At 56.5% G+C, this 24,895-nt stretch carries 23 protein-coding genes and 1 pseudogene; 7 read left to right on the top strand and 17 right to left on the bottom strand.

Annotated features, from left to right (window positions below):
- Window positions 1-77 precede the first annotated feature (77 nt).
- The 4 genes from ACR3FE_RS00390 to ACR3FE_RS00405 all read right to left on the bottom strand — a co-directional run bounded on the left by ACR3FE_RS00390 (window position 78) and on the right by ACR3FE_RS00405 (window position 5,702).
- Window positions 78-1,790 (bottom strand): multicopper oxidase family protein, encoded by a 1,713-nt coding sequence (locus ACR3FE_RS00390; protein ID WP_458204533.1) that lies wholly within the window; start codon window positions 1,788-1,790, stop codon window positions 78-80.
- Between the two features lie 85 nt (window positions 1,791-1,875).
- Window positions 1,876-3,153, bottom strand: coding sequence for an LVIVD repeat-containing protein (locus ACR3FE_RS00395; RefSeq protein WP_458204535.1), 1,278 nt, complete (start codon window positions 3,151-3,153; stop codon window positions 1,876-1,878).
- A gap of 51 nt (window positions 3,154-3,204) precedes the next feature.
- Window positions 3,205-4,437: an LVIVD repeat-containing protein gene (locus ACR3FE_RS00400; RefSeq protein ID WP_458204537.1), complete on the bottom strand. Its 1,233-nt coding sequence runs from the start codon at window positions 4,435-4,437 to the stop codon at window positions 3,205-3,207.
- 2 nt (window positions 4,438-4,439) lie between these two features.
- Window positions 4,440-5,702, bottom strand: a complete 1,263-nt coding sequence (locus ACR3FE_RS00405; RefSeq protein WP_458204539.1) for an LVIVD repeat-containing protein — start codon at window positions 5,700-5,702, stop codon at window positions 4,440-4,442.
- A gap of 515 nt (window positions 5,703-6,217) precedes the next feature.
- Here ACR3FE_RS00405 and ACR3FE_RS00410 point away from each other — a divergent pair.
- The gene (locus tag ACR3FE_RS00410) at window positions 6,218-6,373 is read left to right on the top strand and encodes a hypothetical protein (protein ID WP_458204541.1); all 156 of its coding nucleotides are present in this window, start codon (window positions 6,218-6,220) and stop codon (window positions 6,371-6,373) included.
- 51 nt (window positions 6,374-6,424) lie between these two features.
- Here ACR3FE_RS00410 and ACR3FE_RS00415 read toward each other — a convergent pair whose 3' ends face one another.
- From ACR3FE_RS00415 to ACR3FE_RS00425, 3 genes are all read right to left on the bottom strand, one after another.
- Complete coding sequence (locus ACR3FE_RS00415; RefSeq protein ID WP_458204543.1) at window positions 6,425-7,141, bottom strand: universal stress protein; 717 nt, start codon at window positions 7,139-7,141, stop codon at window positions 6,425-6,427.
- A 4-nt stretch (window positions 7,142-7,145) separates the two neighbouring features.
- Entirely contained in the window at window positions 7,146-7,859 is a 714-nt protein-coding gene (locus tag ACR3FE_RS00420) for a universal stress protein UspA (RefSeq protein ID WP_458204544.1), read from the bottom strand.
- Between the two features lie 126 nt (window positions 7,860-7,985).
- Complete coding sequence (locus tag ACR3FE_RS00425) at window positions 7,986-9,452, bottom strand: APC family permease (RefSeq protein WP_458204546.1); 1,467 nt, start codon at window positions 9,450-9,452, stop codon at window positions 7,986-7,988.
- A gap of 172 nt (window positions 9,453-9,624) precedes the next feature.
- Between ACR3FE_RS00425 and ACR3FE_RS00430 the strand changes: the two genes are divergently transcribed.
- A complete protein-coding gene (locus ACR3FE_RS00430; protein WP_458204548.1) occupies window positions 9,625-9,774 on the top strand; it encodes a hypothetical protein in 150 nt (49 codons plus the stop codon).
- Window positions 9,775-9,926: 152 nt separating this feature from the next.
- On the opposite strand, the gene ACR3FE_RS00435 is transcribed toward ACR3FE_RS00430, so the two are convergent.
- The gene (locus ACR3FE_RS00435; RefSeq protein ID WP_458204550.1) at window positions 9,927-10,742 is read right to left on the bottom strand and encodes a hypothetical protein; all 816 of its coding nucleotides are present in this window, start codon (window positions 10,740-10,742) and stop codon (window positions 9,927-9,929) included.
- Window positions 10,743-10,940: 198 nt separating this feature from the next.
- Here ACR3FE_RS00435 and ACR3FE_RS00440 point away from each other — a divergent pair, with 198 nt between their 5' ends.
- The 5 genes and pseudogenes from ACR3FE_RS00440 to ACR3FE_RS00460 all read left to right on the top strand — a co-directional run bounded on the left by ACR3FE_RS00440 (window position 10,941) and on the right by ACR3FE_RS00460 (window position 13,247).
- Window positions 10,941-11,477, top strand: coding sequence for an OB-like fold-containing membrane protein (locus ACR3FE_RS00440; protein ID WP_458204551.1), 537 nt, complete (start codon window positions 10,941-10,943; stop codon window positions 11,475-11,477).
- Window positions 11,477-11,968: a metal-dependent hydrolase gene (locus ACR3FE_RS00445; protein WP_458204552.1), complete on the top strand. Its 492-nt coding sequence runs from the start codon at window positions 11,477-11,479 to the stop codon at window positions 11,966-11,968. Before ACR3FE_RS00440 ends, ACR3FE_RS00445 begins: the two co-directional genes overlap by 1 nt.
- Before the next feature lie 200 nt (window positions 11,969-12,168).
- Window positions 12,169-12,435 carry a hypothetical protein gene (locus tag ACR3FE_RS00450; RefSeq protein ID WP_458204553.1) on the top strand — a complete coding sequence of 89 codons (267 nt, stop codon included), beginning with the start codon at window positions 12,169-12,171 and terminating at the stop codon, window positions 12,433-12,435.
- A gap of 7 nt (window positions 12,436-12,442) precedes the next feature.
- A pseudogene (locus tag ACR3FE_RS00455) lies at window positions 12,443-12,662 on the top strand (sugar ABC transporter permease); the annotation flags it as partial.
- 162 nt (window positions 12,663-12,824) lie between these two features.
- The gene (locus tag ACR3FE_RS00460) at window positions 12,825-13,247 is read left to right on the top strand and encodes a GYD domain-containing protein (RefSeq protein WP_458204555.1); all 423 of its coding nucleotides are present in this window, start codon (window positions 12,825-12,827) and stop codon (window positions 13,245-13,247) included.
- A gap of 417 nt (window positions 13,248-13,664) precedes the next feature.
- On the opposite strand, the gene ACR3FE_RS00465 is transcribed toward ACR3FE_RS00460, so the two are convergent.
- From ACR3FE_RS00465 to ACR3FE_RS00505, 9 genes are all read right to left on the bottom strand, one after another.
- Window positions 13,665-14,564 carry a TIGR01777 family oxidoreductase gene (locus tag ACR3FE_RS00465; RefSeq protein WP_458204556.1) on the bottom strand — a complete coding sequence of 300 codons (900 nt, stop codon included), beginning with the start codon at window positions 14,562-14,564 and terminating at the stop codon, window positions 13,665-13,667.
- A 1,510-nt stretch (window positions 14,565-16,074) separates the two neighbouring features.
- Window positions 16,075-17,133 (bottom strand): NrpR regulatory domain-containing protein, encoded by a 1,059-nt coding sequence (locus ACR3FE_RS00470; RefSeq protein ID WP_458204557.1) that lies wholly within the window; start codon window positions 17,131-17,133, stop codon window positions 16,075-16,077.
- A gap of 41 nt (window positions 17,134-17,174) precedes the next feature.
- Window positions 17,175-17,312, bottom strand: a complete 138-nt coding sequence (locus ACR3FE_RS00475) for a hypothetical protein (RefSeq protein WP_458204558.1) — start codon at window positions 17,310-17,312, stop codon at window positions 17,175-17,177.
- A 268-nt stretch (window positions 17,313-17,580) separates the two neighbouring features.
- Window positions 17,581-19,017: an amidase gene (locus ACR3FE_RS00480; protein ID WP_458204559.1), complete on the bottom strand. Its 1,437-nt coding sequence runs from the start codon at window positions 19,015-19,017 to the stop codon at window positions 17,581-17,583.
- On the bottom strand, window positions 19,014-20,438 hold the full coding sequence (locus ACR3FE_RS00485) for an aspartate aminotransferase family protein (protein WP_458204561.1): 1,425 nt from the start codon (window positions 20,436-20,438) through the stop codon (window positions 19,014-19,016). The genes ACR3FE_RS00480 and ACR3FE_RS00485 overlap by 4 nt, the downstream gene beginning before the upstream one ends.
- A 140-nt stretch (window positions 20,439-20,578) precedes the next feature.
- Window positions 20,579-21,463: an ABC transporter permease gene (locus ACR3FE_RS00490; RefSeq protein ID WP_458204563.1), complete on the bottom strand. Its 885-nt coding sequence runs from the start codon at window positions 21,461-21,463 to the stop codon at window positions 20,579-20,581.
- Window positions 21,456-22,400: an ABC transporter permease gene (locus tag ACR3FE_RS00495; protein WP_458204564.1), complete on the bottom strand. Its 945-nt coding sequence runs from the start codon at window positions 22,398-22,400 to the stop codon at window positions 21,456-21,458. Before ACR3FE_RS00495 ends, ACR3FE_RS00490 begins: the two co-directional genes overlap by 8 nt.
- A 5-nt stretch (window positions 22,401-22,405) precedes the next feature.
- A complete protein-coding gene (locus tag ACR3FE_RS00500; protein WP_458204566.1) occupies window positions 22,406-23,569 on the bottom strand; it encodes an ABC transporter ATP-binding protein in 1,164 nt (387 codons plus the stop codon).
- Between the two features lie 12 nt (window positions 23,570-23,581).
- Entirely contained in the window at window positions 23,582-24,739 is a 1,158-nt protein-coding gene (locus ACR3FE_RS00505; RefSeq protein ID WP_458204568.1) for an extracellular solute-binding protein, read from the bottom strand.
- Between the last annotated feature and the right edge of the window lie 156 nt (window positions 24,740-24,895).

Consider the following 24,895-nt stretch of genomic DNA (forward strand, 5'->3'; position numbering starts at 1 on the left):
AGTTCGTTCAACGACAATCGAGAGGGTCTACTCCCGGTGTTGGATTGGCACCGCGTTCGGTAGCACACATCGCGGTGTCATTGACGATGCTGCCGATGTCCGCTACGTTGCGCTGTTTGTTCGGCGATCTTCTCATCATCGTCGTCCCCTTCGTTCCGCACTCGGCCATCGGCGTTGCCAGCGACGACCTCGAACGGTCGCATCATCGACTGGTCCTCGTGTTCGAGGATGTGACAGTGCCAGGGGTACGTGCCGGTGAAGTCCCCGAACTGGGTGATGATTCTGACGGTCTCACCGGGATTGACGCGCACGACGTCCTTCAGGCCGCGCTCGTTGGGGTCGGGGTCGTCGGTTCCGTCGGACCCGCGGCCGATGACCTGGAACGTGACGAGATGGAGGTGGATGGGATGGGTGTGCATGGTGTCGTTTTCCAGTTCCCAGATCTCGGTCGTCCCCAGTTGTGGCTTCGCGTCGACGCCCTCGTCGTGGAAGGTTTTCCCCTTCAGTACGTGAGTAGGGAGCCCGTTCTCCATCCGCATCCCCATCGACATGTGTCGGGTTTCCTTTGCCGCCTGTGTGTTGTATCCCGGTTTATTCGGCAAGTTCAGATCCCGCGGGTGCGTGCTGTCGTCAGTGACCTCGCGAGCCGGTTCGGTGACGCGGAACTGCATGATCTCGCCAATGTGGGTGTCGAATCCCTCCTCGTCATCGTCGTGCCCGCCGTTCCCTCCGTCCATGTGGTGACCGCCCGCAAACGGGAATGCAGCATCGTTGGTGACGGTGAACGTCTCACCAGCGTGGCCGGAAAAATCGACGACGACCTCGGCCCGTTCGAACGGGGCGAGGATCAGCGACTCGAGGTCGCCACCTGGCCCGACGGCGACGACATCCTCGAGGAACCCCTGGTCGGGAGCAAACTGGTACATGATGGGGACATCCTCCCCGCGGTTATCGCGCCGTTCACCGTGGTCGTTCGTAAGCGCGAGGTCGAACGTCCGACCGTTCGACTGGTTGACGAGCCGGAAGCGGTATTGGCGCGGTTCGACCTCCATGTATGGCCACACTGCGCCGTTGACGACGGCTGTGTCGCCTGCGAAGTTCGGCACGAACGAATGAGGGTACTGGAGGGATCCATCCGCTTCGAATCTCCTGTCTTGGAGCATCAGCGGGACGTCGTACTCACCACTCGGAAGGTTCAGTTGCGCCTCCCGCTGGCTCTCGATGATGTAGAACCCACTCATCCCAGCATAGGTGTTCAGCCGGCTGATGCCGAGCGCGTGGTCGTGGTACGACGCGGTCATCCGGGGCTGGCGGTTCGGGAGTTCGTGAACGTGCTTGACGAACCGCGGGCCAGTGACACCGTCTGGCGATTTCCAGGCAGCTGCCTGCCCGTCACTCTGCCACTCGACGTTGAGCCCGTGCTGGTGGACTACCGTTCGAACGTCTGGGACGGGGCCATCGTAGTCGTGGTAGTCCTCGGGGGAAGTGCCGATAACCCGCTCGTCGATCTCGAAGAGATGTTCCGAGGGGAGGGCGGTGTTGTCGAAGCGGAGTTTGATCCGCTCATTGCGCATTGCCTTGATGATGGGCCCTGGGACGGTCCCGTCGAAGCCCCAGAACGTGGTCGGCGGGAGATCCGGGTGTACCTTCTGCTCGAATTCCCGGATCGGTATCTCGTAGTAGTCTGCGCCATCGCGCTTGCCATCTGGTTCGCGAACCGTCGGAATCGGAAGCGGTTGAACGAACATATCCAGGTTCGGCGTCGAGTCCACGGCCTCTGCGCTCTCCAAGGGAACTGCTCCAGTGACACCGAAAGCCACAGAAGCCTGTAGTAGCTGCCGCCTCGACAGTCTGGTCTGGGTCATTCTTGTCTACTCATCGCTTCCGTCGGCGCTTACGGTCGTGGTGAGGAACGGAGTCCACACCGCCAAAGCTGGGTGAATCCAGCTGGCCCCGATCTTCGTGGAGGAACACGAGGCCGCCACCGATATCGCTCACCACGGTGAATCCACGTGCACGGACAGCGGTCCAGAAAGACGACCCATCAGGGTCGTACTCGTAGGTTTGCCTGGGATTCGATGGATCCGTGATGTCGTATACACGAGCACCGGCGTTGTACCACGACGTGTAGAGGCGGTTTGCCGTGACGTCGAAGTTGTGGGATGTATCCGGAAAGATGCCCGGATTTCGGTCTTCGGCCTCGATTTCGGCGACCTGCCGTGGGTCGTCGAAGTCACTGACATCGAAGACTGTGATGCCGCCGGATTCGCCAGCGTACGTCTCCGCGCCGATATAGACGTGGTTGCCGTCGGGTGACGGCTGGACGTAGTGGGCGTTCCCGGGGGAACTGAAGACCCGTGACCAGGGGTCACCGTCCATGCCCATATCGGCGTTCTTGGTCTGACCGAACCAGCTGACCTCGACTGGGTCTGTCGGGTCGCTTACGTCGAGGATGCGACAACCAGCGTCCCAGTACGCGAGGTATGCGTAGTCGTCCTGAGCATAGACGTCGTGGACGAAGTTCGTCACCGAGTCGAGTTCGGGGTGAACTTCTTCGAGAACCCACCGCGAAAGTTCTGCGGGATTTGCAGGGTCGCTCACATCCACGATGATGAGTGCACTCTCGTCGAACGGAGCTTCCTTCGCGATGTAAAGCAGATCGTCGGCCAGGTGGGCATTGTGGACTCCCTCGGGGAGCACCTGAAACGTACTGCGGTACCGCGGGTCGGTCGGGTCGTTTACATCGTAGAGGTGAGTGCCAATCTGGGCGTCCGGGTCGACGGTGGTGTCCTCGCCCGAACCGTGGTCGTGTTCGCCGCCTTGTGTGCTGACTGCGAGCAGGTCGCCATCGACCTTGACATCGGCGATACCGGTTCCTGGCGCGTCCCACATCCCAACCAGTTCCGGTCGGTTCGGATTCCGCCAGTCCACGACCGCGAAGCCATCGCCGGTAGCGACGTACGCCCAACCGTTTTGAGTGACGACTTCGGTAGCGCCGTCGACCGCCACTTCGCTGAAGAGGCGGAGTCTGTCATCGTTTTCGTTGCGGGTATTGGAGTTACGGGAGCTTGCGACGCCGGTGAATCCGGCCGCCCCAAGCAATCCCGCGATCTTCAGTGCTGTTCGTCGAGTGAAGGAGTGTGTGTCGTCCATGATGGAATGGGAAGAGGGAATTTAGCGAGCGATACCGTTCGAACGACCCGTTTAACGCATCCCGGGGGAGTCGGGACGACCGGTACCGTCGAAGCCGGGCGAATCCATCCGGCCGCGATCTTCGTGGAGGAACACGAGACCACCACCGATGTCACTCGCGACGGTGAAACCGCGAGCCGCTTCCGCGCCCCAGAACGACGTGCTGTCAGTGTGGTAGCCCGCTATCGTCTCGGGGCTCGTGGGGTCACTGACATCGTGGACCGTCACACCGCCGTTGTACCACGAGGCGTGGAGGCGGTTTGCCGTGACGTCGAAGTTGTGTGACGTCCGGAACGCATCGACGGGTGGCGGGGCAATGCGCACGAGTTTTCGCGGGTCGTCGTAGTCCGAGACGTCGAAGATCGTGATGCCTCCATAGTCGTCGTTGTCGGGGGTCTCGACGAAGTCGTCAGGGAAGGTCTCTGCCCCGACGTACACGAGGTCGCCGTCGGGCGACGGCTGGACGTAGTGAGCGTTACCGGGGCGAGTCAGGTATCGCTCTACGGGGAACGAGTCGCCCACCGGTGTGTCTGCCATCGGGGCGTTCCCAAACTGAGCGAGCAGGTTCGGATCAGTAGGATCGCTCACGTCGGCGACGACCACGCCTGTATCCCAGAACGCCTGGTAGAGGACGTCGTCCTGGACGTAGATGTCGTGACACGGACTCACGCCGCCCATGGCGAACTCGGGGAAGTCGTCCTTGAGCCGATACTCGCCGACGATCTCGGCATTCGACGGATCGCGCACGTCGACGATGGTGGTGCGGGCCTCGCTGAATGGGGCGTCGCCGGATTCGTTGACGGTGAGGTAGGCGTAACCGTCCGCCAGGAAATTGTTGTGGATGTGGTGACCAACGTTCACGAATCCGATTTCAGTCGGGTCGGTCGGGTCACTCACGTCCACGAGCGTGATGCCAGGTCCACCGTTGCTCGCGAGGCTCACGAGGTCGCCCTCGACCTTGGCGTCAAGGACGCCACCTGCAGGGTCGGAGGCAATCATCGACCCGACGACTTTCGGTCGAATCGGATTCCGCCAGTCAACGATGGCGAGACCGTTGCCCGTCGCGACGTAGGCATAATTCCCTTGCGTTGAGACCTCGAGTGACCCGTCGACCGCCACCTCGCTGAAGAGGCGGAGCGTGTCGTCGGTTTCATCCCGCGACATTGCGCTCGCGACGCCGGTGAACCCGGCGAAACCGAGCGCACCGGTCGCCTTCAGGACGTCGCGTCTTCGGAAATCGTGCATGGTCACTTTCCTCCGTTCGAGGCAGCAGGCGTGACCTTGAATACGTAGACGCCGGTGACCATGTCGGACACGACGGTGAGATCACGCTTGGCGTTGTAGTTCGCACCCCACGCCATCGGAGCGTCGCCGAGCCAGACCGGACCCTGCGCCTGGTCGGCCGCGTCGTCTGTCTCGTACCGGTCGACGAACGTGGGGTTGGTCGGGTCGCTGATGTCCCAAACGACCATCCCTTCGTGGTACGCGCCGTCGACGAGTAGGGAGTTGTTCCCTTTCGAGATGATGTCGTGATTGTGCGTCGTCCAGTCGTAGGTCTCGAATGGATCATCGCCCTGATACTCGGCGTTAGGGGACGCCGTGTATCCGATAGGCTGTGGATCCGCGACGGAGCCGTCGCCCCAGCCGATGTCGAAGATGTGCTTACCGCCGGGTTTCCCGTGGCCGATCTCGTCGCCGACGACGGCGATACCGCGCCCAGGGTCGTAGTTGGCGTAGTGGCAGTTCTGGAATCCTTCCTCGCCGAGCGGAACGTCCTCGTAGGTCGGCAGGCCCTCGTAACTGAAGCTCCCTGCAGTCACGGGATTCGCGGGGTCGCTGACGTCCATGATGACGTAACCGTCGAAGCCGCCGCCGATGAACGCGAGGTGTGCGAGGTCGTTCTTGGGGTCGACGACGATATCGTGCAGGTCGGCTTCCGGGCCGAAGGTGCCGATGAAGGAGGTGTCAGCGGGGTCGCTTACGTCGAAGACTCCCATTCCGTGGTGCTCGGTGGTGTAGACGTAGGGTTCGGTAGGGTGGGGGAACAGATTGTGAGTCGACCCCGACTCGAGGGTTCCCAGGATGGTTGGATTCTCAGGCGTTCCGTCCGCGTAGCCGTAGTCGATGATCTCGACGCCGTCGAACTCCGCGTCGCTCGTGTTCGGTTCCTGCGAACGGTAGTAGAGGCCATCGCGTCGGCCGAACTTCACATCCGCGTTCCGTACCTCGGCGGACGATGGGAGCCGGTGAACCTCTGTCGGGTCGGTCGGGTTGCTGATGTCCACGAGGAAGCTACCGCCCGTCCCGAAGAAGCTCCCCACGAGAGCATACTGGCCGTCATTGCGAACGTCTCCCTCGGCGTAGCCGCCTGGTGGATCACTGAGCAGGGAGTGACCGAGTTTCCTGATGCGTCCTTTTGCCGGCTTTCCGCGTGCCGTTGTTAGTCCTGAACTTCCGATTGCAGCCGTGCTGCCCAGCAGCGTGAGCAGTTTTCTCCGTGTTGTTTTCATGGGCAATCACGATATTATTCTCTTAGCATAGCTTAGTTAATTTGCCCTTGAGCTATACATGAACTATCTGGAGGTTCGAAAAGCATTTGGCCATTCCAAAATAATCATTTATAATAGTAACTAATTGAAAATTATTTGAGAAGATTGAAACTCTGTGCAGGAGAGTCATCTGAGATCCCTTGGAGAGACTATTTTTTGTGACTGGATCGAGGGTTTATAACCGTATTCCGGTGCTCAAGATCGGAATCCGGTGGAGCGGAGTCAACCACAAACCGAGTGCGTTAGGCTCTGTCGAATTTGTACCTGGTTGACGCCATTGTCGAATGAGACAGTTGGTGGGTGAAGTACCACGGTGGCAAGCCCCATGGTACTTCACCAACGACTGGTCACCAACGGTCAGTCAAACTCTAAAAACAAGCCACACACAGCGCATCGATGATGATCTATTGGACCGTAAGTCGTGGCGATGGCTGACGCCCCGAACACCTTTCTCATCGCAGTACCATCCCTTTCTCATGACGATTCTCGCACTCGCAGAGACAGCGCACGCGCCCGACCCCGACTGCGACCTGAGCGAGGGCACAATTCGGGCCGCAGAAGAGAAAGACGTCGCCCCAAGCGAGACGGATCTCCGACTGTGTCCAGACTGCTTCCCCGAGCAAGCACCCTGATAATCGAACTGTTCACAGTCTCCGTCTCAATTTTGACTTGGTATGGGTAACTCATTCCGGATTCCGTACGATGAGCACCGGCTGCCCGGATCGATCGATTATCCGCGTCGGCACGTCGCCGAGGATTTCTTCGACGAGTGTTGGTTCCGTTTCGCCGATAACGATGACGTCGTGATCGGTCGTGGCGCCGACGATCTCGTCGACCGGTGACTCCGTGTTCACATTCACGGTCTCGATACGATCCCTGTCGACGCTGGCCTCGACGAGTTCCTCCACCGCATGCTCGAGTAAGATATCCCCAACGCTCGAATCCTCCTCTGGTGGTGCCGCGTGAAACAACGTGACCGATACGTTGCTCTCGTCAAGGGCTGTTCCGACGACCGTGATGATGCGGTCGATGTTTACGTCGCTCCTGATCGGGACGAGCACGCGCTTTACGTCCTTGACGTCATCGGGGACGACGACGACATCACACTCGTAATCCTCGGCCACCCGATCGACCGTCACCGCCCGGTCGTGGGTGAACACTACGACCGTCTCGACGTCGGCGCCGTCGCCAGGGAACTCCGCAGCGAGCTCCTCGATGCGCTCGACAGCCTCCGCTTCCTTTTCGTCCTGAAGTTGGGCGGGCGTTGTCTGGTCAGGCACCGGATACCACCCGACGAGGACGACCTTTACCGGATGGAACAGCTCCAGTAGGTTGGGATCGGGGCGCTCCTCCGTCGAGACGTCGACCGGGACCAGAACAGTAGGTTCGTTCTCCTGCATGATATCAGCGCTCCTTGCGGATGACGAGCACGGGGCGGCCGGTTCGATCCCGGAGACGGTTCGGCATGTCCCCGAGCACCTGCTCGCGGATGCTCGGTTCGTCCTCTCCCATGACCACGAAGTCATGCTCCTCGGCCAGATCGAGCAGGTGGCTCTCCTGTGTCCCCTTGGCCGTGTCCTCCCAGGTGATGCGTTCGCGGTCGAGACCGCGTTCGGTCAGCCAGTCCGTTGCCCCGCGCAGGTAGAGTTCCGATCGTTTGCTCCCTTTCTCTCGGCTTTCGGCGTGGAACAGTGTCACTTCGGTCTCTCCGGCCTCCATAAGCAGTCCCACCACCTCTAGGACGCGGAACATGTTCTCTTCGCCCTTGAGTGAGACGAGGATGTTGTCGAGGTCCTTGATATTCCCCGGGACGAGCACGGCGTCACACCCGTACTCGTTGACGACGCGGTCGCTCGTCTCGACACGGTCGCGGGTGAAGACCAGCACCGACTCGACATCGGCCCCCGCTTCAATGAACGAGCGAACGACTGGTTTCATCGCCGATTTCGCCTCCTCCTGGTAGTTATCGCGGAGCTGCTCGGGTGCAGTCTGGTCGGGCACCGGATAGTACCCAAGGACGATAATGCCCATCGGACACAGCGCCTCGACGAGCTCCAGTGGTAGTTCCTCCGGATCGGACGTGTCGATCGGAATGAGTACCTGGGGACTCTCGCTCATGCGTACTCACCAGACCGTATACTGTGCGAGTTTCCGTTCGGACACGCCATGCTATGCGTCGAGAGTCGAGTTGAACTGCCCGCCGTTTCTGGATACAAACTTTCGTTCAGTCCTGGATGCGTTCGTTCAGTCATTGGGTTCGGTCATCTCCGTAGACGAAGCTGTGGTTCCGTCACCCGCTTCGAAGTCGAAGTCAACCTCGACTTCCACCTCGACAGCGGGTGGCGAGCGGTACCGGTGCAACGCACTCGTGTCGTCGACGCGCTTCCGGACGAAAAGGAGGTACCAGATGACACCGGCGACGACCAGCGAGCCGGCGAGGAGTATCTGCTGGAGCTCCATGAACCCGATGAGTGCGAACGACAGCACCGCACCGAGGCCGGGAACGACGGGATACAGCGGCACCTCGAAACTCGGAGCGTAGCTCGTCGTCCGAGTCTGCCGGAAAACGAGCAGCGAGACGTTTAGCAGCCCGTACACCAGCAGGTGGAGCACGCTCCCCGCCTTCGCGAGAACCTCGACGTTTCCGACAACGATGAACACCAGAACCAGTGCACCGGTGAGCACGATCGACCGGTAGGGCGTATTGAACCGATCGTGAACCTCTGCCAGGCGTGCGTCCACCAGTCCATCCCGCCCCATCGCATAGTTGATACGCGAGGACGAGAGCATCGATGCGTTCGCCGACGACGCCGTCGCCAGAAGCCCGCCAAAGGTCAGCATACCGACGCCGACAACACCGACACTAAAAGCACCGAAGATGGCTCGTGCGCCGATGGTGATCGCGGTCTCCTTCCCAGCTACCTTCTCGACCGGCACGACCCCGAGCAGGATAAGCATCGAGACTGCATAGATGATCGTCACAAGTAGCACGCCACCGACCATCGCCCGTGGAAGGTTTTTGCCAGGGTCCTTGATCTCTCCTGCAACCGTCGCGACCTGAGCGAACCCCAGGTACGAGACGAACACGAGGGCGGTCGCAGGCAGTACCGTCCCGACGCCTTTCGGGAAGAAGGGCTGTAACGTCCCAAGTTCGACCTGGGTCGCACCCAGCGCCATGAATACCCCGAGGATACCCAGCAGGATGACGACGATGACGTTCTGCAGGTCACCGGTTCCGTCCGTACTGAGGTAGTTGATGGCGATAAACGCGATCGCGACACAGAGTGCCCCGATCTGTGCACCATCCAGTGGAATCGTGGAGACGACGCCGAGGTTCAATCCGAGACTGCCTGCCAGCGGGGCGACGTAGTTCCCGAAGCCAACTGCGTAGAACGCCGTCGCGAAGGCCAACCCGAGCCAGTTGCCCAGTCCAGCGATCGAACCGAACAATGGCCCGAGCCCTCGGTTGATGAAGTGATACGGTCCGCCCGATGCTGGCATCGCCGTTGCAAGTTCGCTCGCGGACAGTGCCGTGAACATCGCGATGACTCCACTGAGAACGAACGCTGTTGAGGATGCCGGCCCCGCCAGTGCGGCCGCCGCCCCCGGGAGCACGAAGATTCCGGCACCGACCATCGTCCCCACCCCGATCATCAGTGCCTCCTTTAATCCGAGGGTTCGTTCTAATTGCGTCTCAGTCTCGCTAGTCATTGCCCCTCATAGTTATTTCATAAATTAGAATCTCGCACGTTATAGACACTCTGGCTGCGTGACGTCGGTGGAGCTACGTTAAGAATTCGGCTCGAAGCGACGTGATCTACTTTATTCAGGGGGAAATACGAGAGCGAAGGCTTTTTGCGTTGGACGTGAAAGGACAGATACCATGTCACTCCCCGCTCCGGTGCGGCGGTGGTTAGCTGACGATGCGGGCACGATTTACGAATGCCGGCGATGTGGGACGACTCTCGAGGCCATCGAGCGGCCGTGTCCGTCCTGTGGCTCGACGGAAATCGCGGAGTTCGACGTCTCCTAATCCCTCCATCGTTGTTCTTCCGATAATGTCGTGCGTCGTTCGCCACGTCTCACTCTCACTCACTGTTGTCTGGAATCGCGGTAACTCACGGTTATCTCAGAACCTTATCACGATATTATGGATGTCGACGTGCTGGAGCAACACAAAATGAGTCAGATGACCACGTCACCATCGGGCAGTAATTCTCGTTCTGTCCGTCTCGCTTCGGTACCCTCTTTGACGAGCGTCGGTTCACCGACCGGTTCCGTAAACCGACTCGGATCTGGTTCGATACGCGTGACCATGTCCGAGAAGACTGACCCTCGCCGGCCGCCAGCTACGACGACGCCACCGTATTTACGTTCTTCAAACGATGTCTCATCAGGGTCTGGAAACTCCTCGCGGATGATCTGCGCTGTCTCTCTGATGTAGTCTGCAGCCTGTTTCTGTGAGTATTGACTTTCCTCGTAGTATGTCGTAGCGTGCTTGTCGGTGAGTTCTTCGGTCGAGTGCTCTGGTGATTCAAAGATAACCGATTCCGTCGCGGTGTGCCCACTGGCGAATCGGATATTTATCGTGAAGCTATCCGGATATCGGATGATGATCGGGAAAAACAGCATATCGGTAATGGTGGCACGCTGTTGAATCCGCCACAGACCCTCAAGATAGTACGATGTCAGTGCTCCGATCCGGTCGTCTCGCTCACCACGGTTATATGCCATCGCAACCGCCGTGTAGTCGTCACCTGCGATGTTGCGAAGTCGACGCTTGAAACTCTCATTGACACCATCGAGTTTCATCTCGTAAGCATCGAGTACCGAGACGTTAGGGTCAGCGAGCAGCTCTGCCTTCCGCTCTCGTGCGTCCGCCACGGTCATCATGTTCTTGTGGAAGAGCCGCTCGGCGTCTTTATCCGGAAGCGGTGTCCTGACCGCTTGCTGATGCAAGATCCCTGCGTCCCCGTGAAATCGAAGCCCCTGCTCTCGCATGTACCAATTCTCTCAGGGATGGAAAGATGTTAATTTGTTGGCCGTAATATAAGAAAAATTTTAACAAATGATTTCACGTTAAGCTGAAACGATGGTCACGCTACGCGTTGAACAGGATTTCGGAATCGCACGGGTTGCAACAGAGGCCAGCGAACAGAAACTGGAAAGGTACTTCGCGTAAGATTCTGAGGACAAGGAATGTCCAGGTTTCTTCGACGCCGTGCCGGAATCCTCCTTCTTCTCGTTGTGCTTCTCTTCGGCCTCACCGTCTGGTTCGGAACACTCACCCCAGCCCCTGAACTGGGTGTCTATCCAAGTGAAGAACACCTTGCTACCGACTATGATCACTATCGTGGACAGAAAGTCACCGTCAGTGGGACGGTCGTCGAGACCGATCCGATGACGATCGATGCTGAATACGGTGCCGACGAACACGTTCAGTTTACCATCACCAACCTCGCCATCGACGCGAACGAGGGAGACAATTTGCGTGTCTATGGAACCGTTGGGCCAGATCACACGATTCAGTCTCACAATGCCGTTGCAGTCCCTCCATCAGGACACGTGTATACGTATTCGATATCGTTCTTGGCAGGCCTGTGGGTGCTTGGGCGTATCATCCGGTTCTGGCGTCTCGACCCGACCGACTGGACGCTCAAACGCCGTACAACACCCTTACAACTGAATGTATTCGACCGCGTCCAGACACGCATCGATCAGCGGGGGGATGACTGATGCCAGATCTCCTTGCACACGCCTTCATCGCGTACTCGCTTGCACTCGTTCTGTCCTGGCGCTACGACTGGCTTTCGCCCGCCTATGCAACGGTTGCGATGGCTGGCGCGTTCATTCCCGACCTGACGAAGATCAAGCTCGTCATCAACAGTGGGACTGTCGAACAGCTACTGGGAATCCCATTTGACTGGGGTGCACTCCACACTGCTGGCGGTGCCTTGGTCGCAGTTTTCATCGGTGTGAAAATCGTCGCACCGCCCGAGCGAAGACGTGTATTTGCCCTCTTGAGTGTGGGTGCGCTCTCGCACCTGTTCGCCGATGGCCTCCTCCAGAAACCGTCCGGGCACTCGTATGCGATAGTCTGGCCGCTCACCCAGTATCATCCGCCGACGCCGGGACTGTACTTGAGTACACAAGCTGAACCGATGCTCGTCGCTGCCACTGTGGCGCTTGTGATCCACGTGATCACGCGCTATCGCTCGCAGGGATGACTCGCGACGGCGTCACTCATCCCTGCTGAAGCGAGGAACCTCGCCGCCGTGGGGACGACGATGGGTCAGGCAAACGCCGGAAACGGGTCTGCAACCTCCTGTCAGACCGCCCGAACGCGACAGCCTTCCGAGTAGAAGACTTCGGGTTCACCGGCGACGAACTCGACCTCTGGGCGCCCGCATTCGACATCCTCTCTGAGATGGCATCGTCCATCGTTGGTATCCTCGAGGACTACGACGGCTGGCATGTCTGGGAACTCAGCTTCCTCTATCACTACCAGACTCGCGTTCGCAACATCCTCTGGCTCCTCAAACGCATCTACGCCACCGACGAACAGATGCGCAGCCACTACGACAACGGCATGGCAGCATCCCATCTCGCCGCACTCGAAGAAGCCGCTGCCGATCGCGTCATCCCGTGGGAAGACCCCACTGACCTCTCGAACGCGGTTGCCCAACTCCCATGACGTCCTCTTGACCGGGTGGACTGAAGTCCGACGTCGCATAGACCCTGCTGTCGACTGAGAACTACACACTCCCACCCGGCCCGTTCTCGCTCGTCAGCGAGTACTCAGTTCCCCGAGAACGATTCTCAGCATTCGCGCTGACGTTCGCCACGCCGCTTTTGCTCGTGTATCCATTTGCTCAGCGGTATACCGAGGGCGGGCTCTCGTTCAGCGGGATGGACGGTTGATCAATCTACTTTCTTCGTACGATTCACATCTCGATACCAAACCATTGTGTCGCAGAGACGACGGCTTCTGTTTGGGCGTGCCACAAGACACACCACAGTGACACAGACTCCAGTGCCCATCGGAAAATCGCCTTTGCGGGGATGTGGTCGAAGTGTGAGCGCATGCATCTTGGAACCGTATACAGCGTGGAGAAAATCAATTCCACAGCGCAGGAATCATCTGGCGGTTATTTGCCGACTGAAGGTGTACCAGTATGGGGTGTTCAAACCATGCCAACCTACCTTTCCCTGGGTACGCTCACCCAGGACGGGTACGAAAACCTCGAACAGGGGGCGGAGACGGTGCGACAGTTCATCGATCAAATCAATGCGATGGGTGGGAACTTCGACGAAGACGACTTCTTCGTTTTGAATGGGGAGTACGACTGGGCGGCGATCGTAGAATTCCCGAGTGATGAGGCAGCTGCGATGGTATCTGATATGTATGCCCGCACCGGAAGGGGACGGATCCAGAGCGAAATGATCGTCGCCGAAAACCCGGACGGATACGAAGATTACGTCCAAACGTTACTCGAGGCTGAATAGCGCCCTCCAGAGTACGAACCTCGGGGCGTTTCGGGTTCGCATCGAGCGAATAACTGAATTGCAAATCAAAATATTCCAATGCTCGAGAATGCTCGTCCTTGCGGGCGAAGAGGATGTCATCCGAGTATCTGGACGACGCAGAGATAAGACGTCACGTCGAACGTGCCAGGGACGTTACCGTCTATTACCAGGTCAAAGGCCACCGGTAAGCGGTTCTCCGTGTAGCCACGCTGGTCGATGTCTGCATTGTTGACGAGAGTCTACTGGAGTCTCGCGCGAGCTCCTCACTCGCGGACTCGCCGGAAGACGGTGTCTCCAGAGATGTCGTCGGTTCCGATGAGAATAGAGGTTACAACTTCGAAGACTATCGGTCAAGACCCCATAGCAGGGTGCCACAGGGCGTGACCCCGAGGCGATTCACCGGTTGCTCAGGACGTGCTCGAGGGCCGGTTCAAGCTCGGGATAGCGCCACTTGTACCCGCTTTGCTCTAGTTTGGTCGGTCGCATCCTGTCGCTGGCCAAGAGCAACTCCTCACCCATCTGCCCGAACATCAGGCGGACACCAACCCCCGGAACCCAGAAGACCGTCGGCCGCCCCAGCACGGAGCCCAGCGTGTTGGTGAAAGTCTTGTTGGTGACGGGTTCTGGGGTAGACACGTTCACCGGGCCTTCGATCGCGTTGGTCTCGATGAGGTGCTCGATGATGCGTGCGACATCGTCTCGGGTTACCCATGATAGGTACTGGTCACCGGAGCCAAGATGCCCTCCGACGCCGAGCTTGAAGGGTGGGAGCATCTGCTCCAGAGCGCCACCTTCGGTACTGAGCACGATTCCTGTCCGTATGTTGACTACCCGAATGCCGTTCTCGGCTGCCACCTGGGAGGCTTCCTCCCATCGTCGACAGACCTCCGAAATGAACAGATCGCCAGGGCCCGCATCCTCTTCCAGCCAGGTGTCCCCTCGATCTCCATAGTACCCGACGGCCGAGGCCGAGATCAAAACTTCCGGTGGGTCGTCCAGTTCGGCCAAGGCGCCCGCCAACAGACTGGTTCCCTTGACACGGCTGTCCAGAATCCGCTGCTTGGTTCGGTCGTTCCACCGCTGGTTAATGGACTCGCCAGCCAGGTGGACGACAGCATCGAAGCCCTCCAGTCGTGTCTGGTCGATCTCGCCTCTCGAGGGTTCCCACTGAACCCCATCGGCAGACATCGTGGTCTCAGGACGGACGAGGCTCGTGACCTCGTGGCCTGCCTGCTCTAGATGAGACACGAGTCTGCGACCGATCAGCCCTGTGGAACCACTGACGAGGATCTGCATAGTATAGTCCGGTAGAACGTGACCTGGATGATTGAGTCTTTGGTTGGTTTCTCGAAATTTCTGTGCGCTTTACCAACGTTTCTGCCCGCCATCCTCGTCCGACTGGTTTCAAAATGGAACCCGGCTGAAAGCCCGTCTTACGGGGTTCGGCGGGCGACTGGGTGAGCGGTGGGTTTCTCGCTTTGTCCGGGCCCGTCAGCCGGAACGTACCCACGTGCCGGTCCGAATCGGCAGACCGGCGCATCAAAATCGGAGAAACACTGGCACGATGCGATGACATGTGCCCTGGATTCGATAAACGAGGTGTGTGACAGCATTTCTTCCATAAGAGAGTACGAAAGCGTCATTTATCTACACGTCGGTTCAGGACCTTCTTTCTCCGCTCCCCGCCCCGAATTTTAACTTCGACATCCGCGTCCTTTGGAATGGTAGGCTCGAAGGTACTGTCGGGAATGTCGTTGAGGTTCACATTCGAATTGAGAATTGTGACGAAAAAGGTGCGAAGGAGAGGGGCGAGAAAACCCCGTGGAGTACTTTCACAATCTGGCTCCGACGCCGAAGCCCGGTTGATAGTATCAGAATTGTTACAAGCTAGATCGTGATTGTGAGAACCCGTTTCAACCTCTAGTTTGGAACCTAAACCGCGTACCGGAGACACAAAATCTGATTTTAGTGATCGACAAGCGCAGCAGATATGTGTCCCATATTCTCTGGGTGAACTACTCCGCCCTCCCACGTTGGGGCCTCCCCGGCCCTCACTTGGTGCGGTGGGAGCTTCCTGTTTCTGTGTCGAAACGTGTCGAAACCGTTTCCATAGCGTCCACAAGAGCATCGCTCTTGTGCGGCCCATCAGAACCGATGGTTCTGAGAACGGTTCCAGACTCCGCAGGCGACTTCCCTTGACAGGTAGTTCGGAGTGTCCCACTCCTACCGAATGGACACTCGACTGCCACGACCGATGCACGGGCACTGTCTAGATAAGGAAAACCGAGCGCCGACGAGCAGCTGATCAGCTCTCAACCGGCATGAAATCTGCGTCTGATTAGTGAAAAATGATCAATCGAGGTATGAGTCACTCAAATTCGCCTGATCTGCCGGAAATGTCGGAATGATTATCGGAATCACAGTTCTCCACAGACGGCGGTAGAAGCGCTGAAACCCAACTATGTTACAGACTCACTTAACTAGACAGTGCCGATGCACGCTTTTTGTCGCGTTTGAACACCGGACGCAATGGAGTGAGTGTCGTACGACAACGTTCAACCGTCAAAGTAGTAAGGCTATGCCGTCCAGTGAACGTGACCAAAGACGGCGAGTGTATCCTCTCCCTACTCACTCCCTTCGGTCGCTCCTTGAAGAAGGTGGCTTAGCACCTCAATTCAGCTAATTGACAGGGAGTGCTCAAACCGGAAAGAGTGAACGCTGGAGCAAGCGATACCGAGATACAATTCCAGTAGCTCGTCCCCTCTGCACTGAAGTTGCGAGGATTCAGAATTCTCGGTTCCAACATTCAATTCCGTAGTTCGGCCCTCACTCCATGAATAGGTGCAAATTCGGAACGGGGCGTGAGTTCCTGAAGTGTAGTCCACTCCTTAGCGACCCTAATTTCTGCGAGTAGAGCGATGGTCACTTCTCCCATTCCACTATAGGTCAACGACGCGAAGTCCCATCCAGGATCACCAGCTGGAAATGGGCCAGACTCTCTCGGTCGACGGAGGTCAACCACTCCTCCTAATTGATTGCGAGTCGCTAAAGAGAGATCGTACGCCTCCTGATACCGAGTCAGTGGGAACTCCCGATTGTCTACAATCAGGAGGCCAGTTCCGGAAGTCACAACATCGGATACGTTCGTCCGCCCGGCTTCAATGAGAAGATTCACGACGTCCATGGTTGAATTTTCCCCACTGATTGCATCGACGTAGCGGATAATCTCTCCACCCTTCCCCGCCCTCTCTTCGCTCTCTGATACGCCATCCAGCTCAGCAGTGTACTCAACTAATCCCGCAGTCTTGAGATTCGCGTCGATACCATGCGTCAACAGAACACCGTCAAGCGTGATACTTGATGGAAAATCTAGTCGATATGTTGAATCCTGGTTATAGTTTGCTGAAACAAGTACAGGCCCGAGAAGGGAATCATCCAATTGTTCAAGTACATCGAGTGCCTTCTCGAAATTATCTTCGGTAACTGTTGCGCTTGCGGAGACTACCTCTCCTGCATTTTCGAGGGGATCGTACGTCACCTGACTCGTGAGTGAGGCGATTCGCGCTCGAATCTGTTCGCGGCGGCCGCTTACGTTACCTCGGGCGAGTTCGGCCCGCCCAGTGGATGTGAGACGTCGACCCTTTCCTGGTACCTTCTCAGTAAGACCCGCTTCGTCGAGTTCAGAGAGGGTTACTCGTATAGTTCGTCCTTTAATGGAGTACCCGCGGCGTTTCATCAGTTTAACGAGCCGAATGCTCCCTATCGGCTCCTCATTGTCAATAAGTCTGAGAAGGTCGTACGTGCGACGATTCAGGTCGACAGCCATGCTCATGTTCGGTTTTTTCTCATACCACTTAGCCCCCATCGTTTGCAATTCTATCGCACATCGTCAGTTCTTTCGTGATCTTACTCACCCTCATCCTCACGATTCGTACCGTTGGTGGACTTCTCCTCCATTCCAATTGTGGCAAATTCGAACTCGACGATTTCCCTGAATCTACTTCTCCAATTAATTGCTATCGGCATCATCGACGCGATGGCCATTATGTTTCTCGTCCAGGATCTGCGCACAGAGCAGGTTGCGGTCGTCTCACCGCTCTCAAGTTTGTTTGCTGATGTTACCGTTCTGTTAGCATGGATAATTCTCGAACGAGTCACTGACCAGCCCACAGCGGTTCGGAATTGTTCTCGTCCTCGTAGGCGTTCCACTACTTGCTGGCGTCTGAGTCCATACTTAAGCAAAATAGAGCCTTTACGGATCAGACTCAGGAAACGATCCGTAGATGGCGATCGGATCAGGAACGCTGGAGTATCACTCGACATCTGTTACCTTTTCGAACATTTGGGCTACGCGGGCAGCAAACGCATCCGCCCCTATTGGTGTCGTGATTTGGAGTCCAATAGGTCGACCGTTCGCATGACCACAGGGAATGCTGAAACAAGGGTGACCCGTGTTGTTGAACGGAGCCGTGTTCTGAAGCGTGGAAAGTACATCAACGTTCTCAGGAACCTCACCGAACGCTGGTGCGACCATCGGAGTCGTCGGTGTAACGAGGACGTCAACCTGTTCAAATACGTCTGCAACCTGTTCCGAGAACCGTCTGCGGGCTTCCCACGTATGGACGTAAAGCGACGATCCGTGCTCCTGGAGCAAGCGAAGCCCAAGATAGATCAATCGCCGAATTCGGTCGTCGATTAGAACGCCTCTGTCGCGGAACTCCCGAACCGCGCGGCACCATGATTTATCATACCAGGAACCAGCTCCGAGAAGATGCCCATCGAACGAAAGCAGGTCGGCGAACTCCATTACCGTCTGAGCATCGTTCACCAAGGTTGCAGTCTCGTAATCGGGAAGCGAAACCGACTCGACCGTGCAGTTACAGACCGTCTTGACCTCAGAAACAGTTCGCCGGACAGCCGCTCGCACATTATCCGTTGCAGCGTTCATGAACTCCGTAACGATTCCGATGCGAAGTTCCTCCGGTGCAATCTCCAGATTCGAAGTAAGGTCGACAGCGTCGGAGGTGGGCGCTTGAATGGTAGTGTAGTCTGCACTGTCGAAACCTGCGATCGCCTCGGCGACCGTCGTCGCGTTCATCACGTCGGAAGCGAGCACACCAACATGGTCTAGCGACGGAGCGAGCGGAGCGAGGCCGTGTCGTGGGACGAGTCCGTAGGTTGGCTTGAAACCGACAATGCCGCAAAATGATGCTGGGATTCGAACACTCCCACCAGTGTCACTTCCGAGCGCGGCATCGACAAGTCCCCCTGCGACAGCGGCGGCACTCCCACTTGATGATCCGCCGGGAACGTATCCTGGAGCGTTTGGGTTTTCCGTTCGTCCATGGGAGCTGAATTCGCCTGTCGTTCCGAACGCAAGAGCATCCATGTTCGTCGTTCCAGTGAGGATTACACCGGAGCGCCGTAACCGTTCGACGACTGTCGCATCGTCGTCTGGTTGGAACGCGATGCCGTCTGTCCCCACGGTCATCGGGACGCCTTGGACTGCGAGATTATCTTTGACAGCGATCTCCAAATGGGAAAGAGAACCCCCATCGGCACTATCGGCTGTAAATGGAGTGACGTAGGCGTTGTAAGGGTCATCTCGATTGGTAGGCGTTGCGCAAGCGAACCGAGACGTGGACTCGTATCTTGCGAGCTCAAGTAGCTCTGCCGCGTACGATTCGATCTCGTCGTCAGTGAGGCCGTCCGGTAAGGTTCCGAAATCGATATCGGAAGTACGGGTCATACGTCTTGGACGGCCTCGAGATCAGGCGCGATGTCTGCGAAGGCATCGATGTGCTCATCGATGTGGGATTCTGTGTGTTGCACGGTCACGGTCCATTGTTGTGATGCGTCATGGGGGTGTGGGATCACGCCACGATTGACCATTCCAAACCAGTAGGCCTCATGGAATTCTTCGTCGATATGTGTCCAATCGCGGAACGTCCTAATTTGCTCCTCAGTGAAGTACACAATGCCCTGTGAGCCCACTGATATGACGTGTGCATCGAGTCCAGTATCATCGATTACGTCCTCGTATCCAGACCGGAGCCGGTCAGCGAGCGTCGACACGTGTTCATATGCGTCTTCCGTTAGAATTTGGTCGAGAGTGACAGCTACGGCCTTAAGCGAAAGCGGATTCCCATTGTAGGTGCCGTAATGAGCTGCACCAGTTGCAACGCCGGGTTGAAGATCACGTTCGATGAAGTCCATAATCTCCGCTCGCCCACCAAATGCGCCGACAGGATAGCCCCCGCCGATGGCCTTGGCGAGCGCTACGAGATCGGGTTGAACGCCGTAGCGCTCTGCTCCCCCGCCCGGTGCGATTTTCACGCCGGTCTTGACCTCGTCGAAGACCAGTAGGACGTTGTACATGTCTGCCAGTTCCCGCAGACGTTCGAGGAATCCAGACTCGGGCTCGACCACTCCGAGATTGAAACAGGCTGGTTCGACGAGAATTGCTGCAACCTCGTCGCTGTGTGCTTTCAGTAGCTGCTCGACGCTCGTGGCATCATTGTACTGTGCAAGCAGTATCTCCTCAGCCACGTGTCCAGGAACACCCTGTGATTCGATAACTCGATTCGGGTTATCTGGATGCCCGGTCTGCTCAATAGGTGGCATCTTGCTTACCAGTGATTGATCGTGGGCGCCGTGGTATGCGCCTTCCATTCGGATGATTTTCTCACGACCGGTGTACGCCCGAGCGAGGCGTGTCATGTGCATTACGGACTCGGTGCCGCTGTTCGTGAATCTGATTTTCTCAATACATTGCCAGCGACGTTTAACTGCCTGCGCCGCCTCTTCGATGACCTTGTTTGGACGCGTGTACAGGGTTCCTCGTTCGAGTTGATCCTCAATACGGTCTACGAGGGTGGGATGTGAGTGCCCGACGAGTTGAGTTCCGTTGTTCATCGCAAAATCGAGGTACTCGTTACTGTCTACGTCGTATACGTGCACATTGTCAACGTAATCGGCGTGCATCGGATACGGATCGTATGCTCGATATGTACTGCAGACGCCTGCTGGAACGTGTTGTCTCAACTCGGTAGCCAGCTCTGCTGACCCCGGCGTTCGTTCCTCGAAACAATTCTGCTCTTGTACGAGCAGCTCGGTTGGATTCTCGGGGTCGGTACTCGGTTCCGCGGATTCTGATTGACGTGACGTCATTTGTGTTCAAACATGTGGGTGCTAATTGGTCAACTGTTCAGCGCGACGAGGTTGCCAAGTAACTTCTCGTCGGCGCCGAACGGGTGGTGTGCAGGTTGTTTGGGCCACTCGTCGGAGTTCCCGATATCGAACACACGTCATCAGTCCCAGATTCCCCCTGTGTAGTATTCGACAACCGCGACGACGACGGTCGTGAGAACGACATACAGCACGCTGATAGCTGCGATAGTCGGAGAGTAGGAATATCGTAGACTCGAGAAAATCTTGATTGGAACCGTAGTGACCGTGAATCCACTCACGAGGAACGCGATGATGTACTCGTTAAGCGAGAGGATGAACGCGAACAGCACACCGCTGAAAACGTTCGATCGAATAATCGGAAACGTCACCGTCCGAAGCGTCTGCCACCGTGTCGCACCCAAGTTCATCGCGGCTTCTTCAACCTCGCGATCCATTTCATCCAGTCCAGTGCTAATGAGCACGAGTGAGAACGGTGCATAGAATACACCGTGGGCGATGACCAGATTGAAGAGCGTCCCAGAGATGCCGATGAGGAAGAAGTAACTCATGAACGCCACACCGATGATGACTGGCGGGATGAGAATCGGCAGAACGCCAACACCACGGAGGAGCGCCGTAAACCGGATGTCGTACCGATCCAGCGCAAAGGCCAGTGACAGGCCAATACTGGTTGCGATAATGCTTGCCCCCGTTGCAATTACGAGTGAGTTGAGCAACGCCAACTGCCACTCGGGACTCGTTAGTACCACATTGAACCACTTGAGTGAGAATCCATTGGGTGGGAAGGTGAGGAACTGCTCTGGGGTGAAACTAATCGCGATGATGATCAAGATAGGTGCGATGATAAACGTGAGACACGCTGCGAGGTAGAATCGCGCAATGTACCCTGGAAGGTCAATAACACCGCCAGTAAGTGCCCGAAGCAGACCGTCCGAACTATCGGGTCGATGGAAATCAGAGTCTGAAAGCGTTCCGCCATCAACTCTGGGATCCGGATTACTCATTTGACCCACCTCCTGCACCAGTCATATCACCAGAGGTCAACCCGAGGAACTTGTACCCCGCAGCAAGTATCACTATTACGACGACCATCATCACAAGGGACAGCGCCGCGCCGAACGGGACGTTGAGTTGGCTAAGCGCTTGGTTTCCGATAATGACGGGCAAGGTCCAGTGGGCTGGCTTGCCGAGGATACGCGGAACGATATACGCTCCGAGAGCGAGGATGAACACGAGCATCCAAGCAGAGTAGATTCCGTTTCGCGAAAGTGGGAGAGTGACCCGGCGAAAGGTCTGGAAACGGTTCGCGCCAAGATTCTTCGATGCCTCTTCAAGTTCGGGGTTGATATTGTTGATACTCGAGTAGAGCGTGAGGATGGCGAAAGGCAGGAATACGTACGTCATCCCGATCGAGAGTGCCCAGATACCTGGCGTGAGTGCAATTGCTTCGTCTACGATCCCAATAGTGAGCAGGAAGTTGTTGAGCACTCCATTTTTTGAGAGAATGACCGTCCATGCGTATGACCGAATGATGTAAGTCAACCACATCGTTGACACTATCGCCGTGATGTACACTTGGCGTTTCAGACGGGAGTCCATTCGTGAGAGCGTATAGGCAATTGGATAGCCAATTGCCAGACATGCGAACGCAGTTCCCATCGAGAGAACGAGCGTGAACCATAATCGTTCGAGATACAACGGAACCGTAAACAAGCGGTGGTAATGTTCGAGCGTGAACCCGACGCGATAGTATTCCCCGGACGGTTTCGGGTAAAAACTTGTCGCGATCAATAATACAAGTGGGATCACGAAAAACAAGATGAGTATAACGAGCGGATATCCCAGAACGATGGATTTGGAGTGACTGTTCAGCCACTGTCTCATCTGTCCGGGTGATTTCTCCTCTTCCCTGGAGAACCTGACATTAGTTTCTTCAGGCATAATACTCAAATCTCCGCTTCTGATTCAGGTGCGTTCTTGACAGCAAGGTCTTCGACGATAGACTCCGTCGATAGAACCTTCGTCTGGTCTGCAGCAAATTCGATCCGAACACGGTCGCCGCGCTCAAACGGGTCTGTCCGATGTTCGCCCGCTTGCGTCGTTACGATAAGCTCGCTGCCACCCTCAGTGTATACCCGGTATTCTACTGTCCCGCCGAGCATCTGAACGAGATTCACTTCACCGGTAGCAACGTTCATGCGATTCCCACCATCACCAACTGTTTCATCGGCTTCAAGACGTGAGAGCGAGACTCCTTCGGGTCGTACAACGACACCGACGTTAGTCCCAACTTCGAGACGGTCGTTTGCGGTCGCTTGGATAATGGTTTCACCCGTATCAACAGTAGTCGTCTCGTCCCTGTCGTCGGCTACGCGTCCATAGAAAATATTTGCTTTGCCGATAAAGTCTGCGACAAAAAGCGAGGACGGCTCATGATAGACCATATCCGGTGAGCCGATTTGCTCGAATCCTCCCTCATTCATGACGACGATTCGATCAGACATTGTCATCGCCTCCTCCTGATTGTGGGTGACGAACACCGTTGTCACCCCGAGTTCTTTCTGAATTCGTGAGAGTTCGGCTTGCATCTGCTTTCGCAACTTCTCATCCAAACTGGCAAGTGGTTCATCGAGAAGCAGTGCTTCGGGATTGAGCGCGAGCGCGCGAGCAAGCGCGACGCGCTGTTGTTGTCCTCCGGAGAGTTGGTCAGGTTTCCGGTCTTGAATCCCCGGCAGTTCGATCATCTCAAGCATTTCGTCAACACGGTCGTCGATTTCCTGTGTCGAGTATTCCTGATCGGCGACACGCATTCCATACGCAATGTTATCCTTAACCGTCATGTGCGGGAACAGTGCGAATGACTGGAAGACCATCCCTACGTCGCGCCGATATGGCGGCTCATCCGTGATTTCGCGGTCACCCATCATGACCTGCCCTTTGGACGGTGTTTCGAACCCGGCGATGCATCGAAGTGTCGTAGTTTTACCGCACCCCGAGGGGCCAACAAGCGTGACGAATTCCCCATCGGCGATAGTCAGGTCAACGTCGTCGACCGCGACTACATCACTTCCGTAGACCTTCGTAAGACCGTTTAGTTCTATGCGTGACATTTGAGATAAGAGTTAGGAGAGAACCGTCTGTTTCCACTGTTCAGTGATCCACGCCTCTTTTTCCAAGTAGAGGCGGTTATATGGACGGATGGCGGCGTCCGGACCGGGACCATATACCTTCTTGTAGAGTTTGTCGGAAATGTTGAGCTTGCTTTGCTCGATGGTTGGCGTGGTGTACAGTTTCTTCGTGATCTCGGTCTGAACTTCCGGTCGAACAGCGTAATCAACGAACTTCTTCGCAGCGTCCGGATAGTCCGTTGTCTTAATAACCGTCCACGATCCGAAATTCATGACACCGCCCTCCTTTGGGAACTGTGTTTCGACTGGTGCTCCCTTCTCTTTCATCACTAGCGATACGTCATTGTACATCTGGGTCGCACCAATGTTCCCTTCCTTAAGCGGTTGTTGGGCTTCTGCTTCTTGCGCCCACCAAAGGGATATCTGCGGGTTGACTTCCTTGACCTTGTTCATCACTTTCTTGATATCCTCTTTCGATTTGAGGGACTCTTGGCCATCGAATTCATCGAAGACATTCGCCGCGATATCCATCAAAAAGCCGTCACCAGGAAGACGGTTGGCAGCCAGTTGGTCTTTGTACTGGTCATCCCAGAGATCTTTCCAGCTCGTAAGTGGCTCGTCGAGGACATTAGTATTGGTTGTGAGATTAAGAAACCAGCCAAACGCTCCAATACCGACGATATCACCCTTGTCGTTTTTGGACACTAAGTCATCGACAACACCATCAAGTCGAGAGATGCTGTCCGGACTGTAATTGAGCCATGTACCCATATCTTGTCCTCGGATGCGCGCGTCCGGGGCAACAACAACAACGTCGACCGGAGCCTTACCGGCCTCAACAGACTGCTTGAGTTTAACCATCGCATCACCGACGGACTGTGGTTGACTCTTCACAGGTGTGTCCGTGTCCTTCTGAAACGGGTTGATCAATGCCTTGTCTAGCACATCCTTGAACACACCACCGTACACACCGACTTTGAGCGGATCGTTCTTAGACGGTGAGCTCCCTCCTCCGCCGACGAATCGTTCGGTACACCCCGCTAAGCTAGCCGTCGCGAGTGTCCCCGTTGCAGCAGTCGCTTGGAGAAATCGTCGCCGATTGGAAGTTGGCTCACTGGATTTTGAGTCATTTTCACCCTTTTGATATGGCATACTGTTTCCACCGTGCTGGTTGTCAACAATGTAGTATCCACTTAAAAAGTTTGCGAATGATTCCAGCACTAATTCACTTTGTATTAATTCTATTTCCGATTACTAATGGAATACGGCACAGGAAACACATATGAGGGTCGTATTGCCGCCGATACT

The organism is Haladaptatus rarus (assembly GCF_054177585.1).

What these genes read in the sequence shown, in the direction of transcription:
- ACR3FE_RS00395 (WP_458204535.1), bottom strand. Translation starts at nt 3,153, where the DNA reads ATGGACGACACACACTCCTTCACTCGACGAACAGCACTGAAGATCGCG.
- ACR3FE_RS00400 (WP_458204537.1), bottom strand. Translation starts at nt 4,437, where the DNA reads ATGCACGATTTCCGAAGACGCGACGTCCTGAAGGCGACCGGTGCGCTC.
- ACR3FE_RS00405 (WP_458204539.1), bottom strand. Translation starts at nt 5,702, where the DNA reads ATGAAAACAACACGGAGAAAACTGCTCACGCTGCTGGGCAGCACGGCT.
- ACR3FE_RS00410 (WP_458204541.1), top strand. Translation starts at nt 6,218, where the DNA reads ATGACGATTCTCGCACTCGCAGAGACAGCGCACGCGCCCGACCCCGAC.
- ACR3FE_RS00415 (WP_458204543.1), bottom strand. Translation starts at nt 7,141, where the DNA reads ATGCAGGAGAACGAACCTACTGTTCTGGTCCCGGTCGACGTCTCGACG.
- ACR3FE_RS00420 (WP_458204544.1), bottom strand. Translation starts at nt 7,859, where the DNA reads ATGAGCGAGAGTCCCCAGGTACTCATTCCGATCGACACGTCCGATCCG.
- ACR3FE_RS00425 (WP_458204546.1), bottom strand. Translation starts at nt 9,452, where the DNA reads ATGACTAGCGAGACTGAGACGCAATTAGAACGAACCCTCGGATTAAAG.
- ACR3FE_RS00430 (WP_458204548.1), top strand. Translation starts at nt 9,625, where the DNA reads ATGTCACTCCCCGCTCCGGTGCGGCGGTGGTTAGCTGACGATGCGGGC.
- ACR3FE_RS00435 (WP_458204550.1), bottom strand. Translation starts at nt 10,742, where the DNA reads ATGCGAGAGCAGGGGCTTCGATTTCACGGGGACGCAGGGATCTTGCAT.
- ACR3FE_RS00440 (WP_458204551.1), top strand. Translation starts at nt 10,941, where the DNA reads ATGTCCAGGTTTCTTCGACGCCGTGCCGGAATCCTCCTTCTTCTCGTT.
- ACR3FE_RS00445 (WP_458204552.1), top strand. Translation starts at nt 11,477, where the DNA reads ATGCCAGATCTCCTTGCACACGCCTTCATCGCGTACTCGCTTGCACTC.
- ACR3FE_RS00450 (WP_458204553.1), top strand. Translation starts at nt 12,169, where the DNA reads ATGGCATCGTCCATCGTTGGTATCCTCGAGGACTACGACGGCTGGCAT.
- ACR3FE_RS00460 (WP_458204555.1), top strand. Translation starts at nt 12,825, where the DNA reads ATGCATCTTGGAACCGTATACAGCGTGGAGAAAATCAATTCCACAGCG.
- ACR3FE_RS00465 (WP_458204556.1), bottom strand. Translation starts at nt 14,564, where the DNA reads ATGCAGATCCTCGTCAGTGGTTCCACAGGGCTGATCGGTCGCAGACTC.
- ACR3FE_RS00470 (WP_458204557.1), bottom strand. Translation starts at nt 17,133, where the DNA reads ATGGGGGCTAAGTGGTATGAGAAAAAACCGAACATGAGCATGGCTGTC.
- ACR3FE_RS00475 (WP_458204558.1), bottom strand. Translation starts at nt 17,312, where the DNA reads ATGGCCATCGCGTCGATGATGCCGATAGCAATTAATTGGAGAAGTAGA.
- ACR3FE_RS00480 (WP_458204559.1), bottom strand. Translation starts at nt 19,017, where the DNA reads ATGACCCGTACTTCCGATATCGATTTCGGAACCTTACCGGACGGCCTC.
- ACR3FE_RS00485 (WP_458204561.1), bottom strand. Translation starts at nt 20,438, where the DNA reads ATGACGTCACGTCAATCAGAATCCGCGGAACCGAGTACCGACCCCGAG.
- ACR3FE_RS00490 (WP_458204563.1), bottom strand. Translation starts at nt 21,463, where the DNA reads ATGAGTAATCCGGATCCCAGAGTTGATGGCGGAACGCTTTCAGACTCT.
- ACR3FE_RS00495 (WP_458204564.1), bottom strand. Translation starts at nt 22,400, where the DNA reads ATGCCTGAAGAAACTAATGTCAGGTTCTCCAGGGAAGAGGAGAAATCA.
- ACR3FE_RS00500 (WP_458204566.1), bottom strand. Translation starts at nt 23,569, where the DNA reads ATGTCACGCATAGAACTAAACGGTCTTACGAAGGTCTACGGAAGTGAT.
- ACR3FE_RS00505 (WP_458204568.1), bottom strand. Translation starts at nt 24,739, where the DNA reads ATGCCATATCAAAAGGGTGAAAATGACTCAAAATCCAGTGAGCCAACT.